Raw genomic sequence first — 5,819 nt, 5'->3', positions numbered from 1 at the left:
GACGGCTTGAGGATCACCTCGTCGCTCGGGCCGCGCTCGACCACCTCGCCGCGATACAGGACCATGATGTCCTTGGCGAAGTACCGGGCGGTGGCCAGGTCGTGCGTGACGTAGAGGAGCGCGAGCTTGCGCTCCTGCTTGAGCCGGTCCAGCAGGTTGAGGATCTCCAGCCGGATCGAGACGTCGAGCATGGAGACCGGTTCGTCCGCGAGCAGCACGCTCGGATTCGTCGCCAGCGAGCGGGCGATGGCCACCCGCTGGCGCTGGCCGCCGGACAGTTCGTGCGGGTGCTTGCCGGCGACCTCCTCGGCCGGGGTGAGGTTGACCGAGCGCAGCAGTTCGAGCACGCCCTGCTCGACCTGCTCGCGGCCGCGGGCCTTGCGGTGCCGCTTGATCGGGCGGGCCAGGTGGTGGCGCACGGTGTGCATCGGGTTGAGCGAGGCGAACGGGTCCTGGAAGACCAGTTGCAGCTTCCTGCGATACTCGTGCGGCTGCGGGCGGCCGCGCCGGGTCGGCACGCCGGCCACGGTGATCCGGCCGGCGCTGGGCTTGATGAAGCGGGCGAGCGTGCGCACCACGGTGGACTTGCCGCTGCCGCTCTCCCCCACCAGGGCCAGGGTCTGCCCGGGCTCGAGGGTGAAACTGAGCTCCTCCACCGCCCGCAGCCTGCCGCCGCCGCGCTGGCGGTACTCCACGGTCAGGCCCTCGACCTCAAGCGCGCTCATCGACCTCGACCTTCCTCGGCTCCGAGCCGTTCGGGACATCTCGCAGGTGACAGGAGAACGGCCAGTACCCGGGTGCGGCGAGCAACTGCGGCGCCTCGGTCCGGCAGCGGTCGAAGGCGTGCTCGCAGCGCGGCGCGAACGGGCAGCCGTCCAGGTCCTGCCGCAGATCCGGTGGATTGCCGGGGATGCCGCGCAGGTCGCGCCGTCCGCCGCGCAGGCTCGGGAAGGAGCGCAGCAGGCCCTGCGTGTACGGATGCTGCGCCTCCTCGGCGATCCGGCGCGCGGGCGCGTACTCGACGAACTGGCCGGCGTACATCACCGCGAGCGAGTCGCTGATCTCGAGCAGCAGGCCGAGGTCGTGGGTGATGAAGATGACGGCGAAGCCGAGTTCGGCCCGCAGCCGGGATATCTCGTCCAGGATCTCCCGCTGCACCAGCACGTCCAGCGCGGTGGTGGGCTCGTCCATCACCACCAGGCGCGGTTCGAGCGCCAGGGCGAGGGCGATGACCACGCGCTGGCGCATGCCGCCGGACAGTTCGTGCGGGAACGAGCGCACCCGCTTCGGGTCGATGCCCACCATCTCCAGCAGCCGCCGGGCCCGCTCGCGCCGCTCGGCGCGGTCCATCTCGGGGCGGTGGGTGCGGAAGATGTCGTCGAACTGGGCGCCGACGGAGGTGACCGGGTTCAGCGCGTTCATCGCGCTCTGGAACACCATGGAGAACTCGGCCCAGCGCAGCTTGCGCAGTTCGCCGGGCTCGAGCGCGGTCAGGTCCCAGGTGCGGCCGTCGCGGTCCACGTACTCGATGGTGCCGCCGGTCTGGACGGCCGGGGGCCTGAGCATCCGGGTCAGGGCGTAGGCGAGGGTGGACTTGCCGCAGCCGCTCTCGCCGGCGATGCCGAGGACCTCGCCGGCGTGCAGCTCCAGCGAGACCTCGCGCACGGCCCTGGTCGGACGGCGGCCCTCGTAGGCGACCGAGACGTCCGTGGCGCGCAGGACCAGGGAGGCGTCGTCGTTCATGATGACCTTTCCGCGCGGGCCTTGGACGGGCGGTAGACCCGCAGCCGCGGGTTGAGCAGTTCGTCGAGGCCGAAGTTGATCAGCGCGAGCCCGGCGCCGAACACGGCGATGCACAGGCCCGAGGGGGCGAACCACCACCACTGCCCGGAGTCGAGCGCCTGCGCGTTCTGGGCGAAGTAGAGGATGTTGCCCCAGGTGAGCATGTCGGCGCTCTGCAGGCCGAGGAAGGCAAGGCCCGCCTGCCCGAGGATGGCGAAGACCATCGAGAAGGTGAACTGGGAGACGATGATCGGCATCTCGTTGGGCAGCAGCTCGACCAGGATGATCCGCCAGCGCGGCTCGTCCAGGGCGCGGGCGGCGAGCACGTAGTCCCGGTTGCGCAGCGAGAGGGTCTGGCCGCGCAGCACCCGGGCTGAGGCGGCCCAGCTGGTGAAGGCGATCACGAAGATCGTCGGGGTCAGGCCGTTGTCGCCCATGAACTTGGAGGCGACGATGACCAGCGGCAGGGTCGGGATCACCAGGGCCACGTTGGTCAGCAGCGCCAGCAGTTCGTCCGCGATCCCGCCCAGGTAGCCGCCGCCGATGCCGATGACGACGGAGATGGCGGTGGCGATCAGGCCGGCCGCGGCGCCGATGAGCAGGGTGGGCCGGGTGGCGTCGACGGTCTGGGCGAAGATGTCCTGGCCGATGTTGGTGGTGCCGAACCAGTGCGCGGCCGAGGGCCCGGCGTTGAGCGCGTCGGTGTACTCGTGGTTCGGGTCTCCGACGAACAGCGGCCCGAAGGCGGCGACCAGGACGAAGAAGCCGACCACGACCAGGCCGAGGATGAGCCGGCGCGAACGCAGGGCGTCGCGCAGGGCGGAGAGCGCACCGGCGCCCGCGCCCGCGCCGGGTTCGGCGGCTACGGCGACGGTGGCCATCTACGCCTCCCTCGTGCGCGGGTCGATCAGGCCGTAGAGCAGGTCGACCAGCAGGTTGGAGCCGAGCACGGCGAAGCTGATGGTCAGGAAGAGCGCCTGCATCAGGGGGTAGTCCTCGTTCGAGACGGCCTGGAACAGCAGGCTGCCCAGACCCGGGTAGTTGAACACCTGCTCCATCACGATCTGGCCGGAGACCACGAAGCCGATGGACACGGCGAAGCCGGACACGCTTGGCAGCACCGCGTTGCGGGCCGCGTACCTGGTCAGCACCCTGACCGGGCTCAGGCCGCGGGCCTCGGCGGCGACCACGAAGTCCTCCGACAGCGTTGCCACGGTCATGTTGCGCATGCCGAGCAGCCAGCCGCCGACCGAGGCGATCACCAGGGTCATCGCGGGCAGGATGGAGTGCTGGATCGCCGATCCGATGAACGCCGAGTTCCAGCCGACGTCCAGGGACGGGTCGTAGCCCTGCTGCGCGGGCAGCAGGTTCCACTTCTGGCTGAACAGGTAGACCAGCAGCAGGGCCAGCCAGAAGTAGGGCATGGCCGTGAGCAGGGTGGTGGAGGGCACCAGGGCGTCGATCCGGGTACCGCGCTTCCAGCCCGCGAGCGCGCCGAGCCCGACGCCGAGGCAGAAGCTGATGAACGTGGCCAGGCCCACCAGGACCAGGGTCCAGGCGATGGCCGGGCGCACCACGTCCGCCACCGGGGTGGGGAACTCGGTGATGGACAGGCCGAAGTTGAGGTGGACGAGCTGGTCGAGATACTGCCCGTACTGGCTCAGCAGGCTGCCGGAGCCGAGGCCGAGCAGCTTGCGCAGCGCCGCGGCCTCGCCCGCAGGCACGGTGCCGGACTGGGTCTGTCTGCTGATGATGATCGAGACCGGGTCGCCCGGGATCAGCCGGGGCAGGAAGAAGTTCACGGTGATCGCCACCCAGGCGGCCACGAGGTAGAAGCCGAGTTTCCGGCCGATGTAGCGCAGGCGCACGCGGATACCTCCCGTCGTCGTCGATGCCCGGCGTACGTCGTCGGCCGGACCGTGGTGGCTGGCCCGACCGACGACGCACGCTCAGAGGCGTTGGTTCTGGCTCAGGAGGCCGGGGTCAGGTGCATCGCGACCCAGCCCTCGTCCGGCTGCAGCCAGATCGGCGGGGCGGCGTAGGCGTCGCCGGTGGTGGGATAGCCGGTCACCTTGCCCCCGTTGAACTCGATCTCGTCCTGCGCCGCGAACAGCGGGATGGTCGGCAGGTCGGTCAGGATCAGCTGCTCGATCTGGTAGAAGTCCTGCTTCTGCGCGCTCGCGTCAGCGGTCTGCGAGATCGTGTTGAGCAGCGCGTCGATCTGCGGGTCGTCGAACCGGCCGAAGTCGCCGAACTGGTCGGTCTTGCCGATCGCGGGAGCCTTGGAGCCGTCCAGCAGCTGGTCGTAGTAGGCGTACGCGTCCGGCGTGTAGCCGAAGTTGTCGATCAGGATCTGGAAGTTGCCGCTGTTCTGGTCGTTGATCCAGGACTGGTACGCCTCGGTGCTGATGTCGATCTTGATGCCGACGGCCTTGAGCTCCTGCTGCACGATCTGCTGGATGCTGATGTAGTCGCTCCAGCCGGTGGGCACCTTGATCGCGATCTCCAGGTCCTTGCCCGAACCGTCGTGCATATAGCCGTCGGAGCCCATGGTGTAGCCGGCCGAGTTGAGCAGCGACTCGGCCGTGGTGGCGTCCGGGCTGCCGAAGGACTGGGAGGCGAGCGAGGGGTCGAGCACGGAGCTGAAGTTGGGCGTGAGCAGGTCGAGCGGGTTGATCGCGGGCGCGTAGCCGTTGTAGACGGACGTGCTGATGAAGTTGCGGTCGACGGTGTCGCTGATCGCCTGGCGCACGTCCTTGTTCGCGGTCGGGCCGGTCTTGTCGTTGGTCAGCAGGTAGGTGACCGACAGCGGGATGTCCTCGACCTTGTAGGTCGAGCTCTTCTTCAGGTAGTTCGTCTGGATGTTCGGGATGAACCCGCCGCCCCAGTCGATCTCACCGGACTCGATGGCCTGGTCCGCGGTGGTGTTGCCGGTGAACGCCAGGAACCTGATCGTCTTCACCTTGGGCAGGCCGGCCTGGTAGTAGTGCGGGTTCGCGGTCAGGTCCATCACCTGCGAGCTGACCTTGCCGACCATGTACGCGCCGGTGCCGACGGGGTTCGCGTCGGCGAAGGTCTTCGGGTCGGTTACCGACTGCCAGACGTGTTCGGGCAGGATCATCGACTTGCCGGCCAGGTAGTACAGGTCGGTGTAGGCGGGCTTGGAGAAGTTGATGGTGACGCTGGTGGGGCTGTTGGCCACGGCATTGCTGATGGGCAGGCCGTAGGTGTTCAGGGCGGCGTTCTTCGCCTCCATGTTGAAGGTGAACGCGACGTCGTCGGCGGAGAAGGCCTTCCCGTCGTTCCACTGCACGCCCGAGCGCAGGGTGAAGGTGATGGAGGTGCCGCCGGCGCCCCAGCTGTAGGACTTGGCCAGCCAGGACTCGATGTCGCCGGACTTGGCCGTGTTGAAGAACATCAGCGGCTCGTAGATCATCCCGATCGCGCCCGTCTGGACGTTGGGCGAGAAGGGGTTGAAGTCCGAGGTGAACGGGGACGTGGAGCCGGTTGTGGCCACGATCGTCCCCGAAGCGCCGCCGGCTGAGCCGCCGGAGGAGCCGGTGCCGGAACTGCCGCACGCGGCGGTGGTGCCGGCGAGCAGTGCGGCCGTACTGAGGGCGAGCAGAGCTCGCCGGGCGTGGAGCATCGTCGTTTCCGCCTCACTTCGTCGAGAGGTAGTGCCGGACGTCGCTGTGCATCAGGGCGCGGATCACCCGCCGTCTCCGGCGCGGTCTTCCGCACATGGAGTCGGTGGTGACGAATGCTGGCAATGAACCGGTTTAGCGTCAAGTCCTCGGGGGCTTCGAACGCGAAATCCGGGCGCGGGAAAGCGATCTGTGTCGCGATCAGATCGGCGCGGAATATATCAATCTGTTGCCGAACCGTCGTCGAATCCGGATCGAACCGCCGTCGAAGCCGCGTCGACACGGCAGGTCGCGCACCAGCCGCGGAAACCGGTTGCGGCGCGGGGGCGGGACGGGGGTGACGCGGCGTCAGTCGCGGTGGCGCTGCGTGATCACGGGCGAGGTGGCCGGCGG

General features: G+C 68.8%; 5 protein-coding genes. All 5 read right to left on the bottom strand.

The annotated features are described in order from the left end of the window. Nucleotides 1-725: ABC transporter ATP-binding protein (locus KDL01_RS38480; RefSeq protein ID WP_212533657.1), on the bottom strand; the 725-nt coding region annotated here is incomplete at its 3' end. Continuing rightward, complete coding sequence (locus KDL01_RS38475; protein ID WP_212533656.1) at nucleotides 712-1,743, bottom strand: ABC transporter ATP-binding protein; 1,032 nt, start codon at nucleotides 1,741-1,743, stop codon at nucleotides 712-714. The genes KDL01_RS38475 and KDL01_RS38480, both read right to left, overlap by 14 nt. After that, entirely contained in the window at nucleotides 1,740-2,663 is a 924-nt protein-coding gene (locus KDL01_RS38470; protein ID WP_212533655.1) for an ABC transporter permease, read from the bottom strand. Before KDL01_RS38470 ends, KDL01_RS38475 begins: the two co-directional genes overlap by 4 nt. Further along, a complete protein-coding gene (locus KDL01_RS38465) occupies nucleotides 2,664-3,644 on the bottom strand; it encodes an ABC transporter permease (RefSeq protein WP_246577585.1) in 981 nt (326 codons plus the stop codon). Nucleotides 3,645-3,751: 107 nt separating this feature from the next. After that, entirely contained in the window at nucleotides 3,752-5,428 is a 1,677-nt protein-coding gene (locus KDL01_RS38460) for an ABC transporter substrate-binding protein (protein WP_212533653.1), read from the bottom strand. Between the last annotated feature and the right edge of the window lie 391 nt (nucleotides 5,429-5,819).

The sequence above is a fragment of the Actinospica durhamensis genome (genome assembly GCF_018139695.1).
In the GTDB taxonomy this organism is placed as follows: domain Bacteria; phylum Actinomycetota; class Actinomycetes; order Streptomycetales; family Catenulisporaceae; genus Actinospica; species Actinospica durhamensis.
This window is presented reverse-complemented; position numbering and strand designations above follow the sequence as displayed.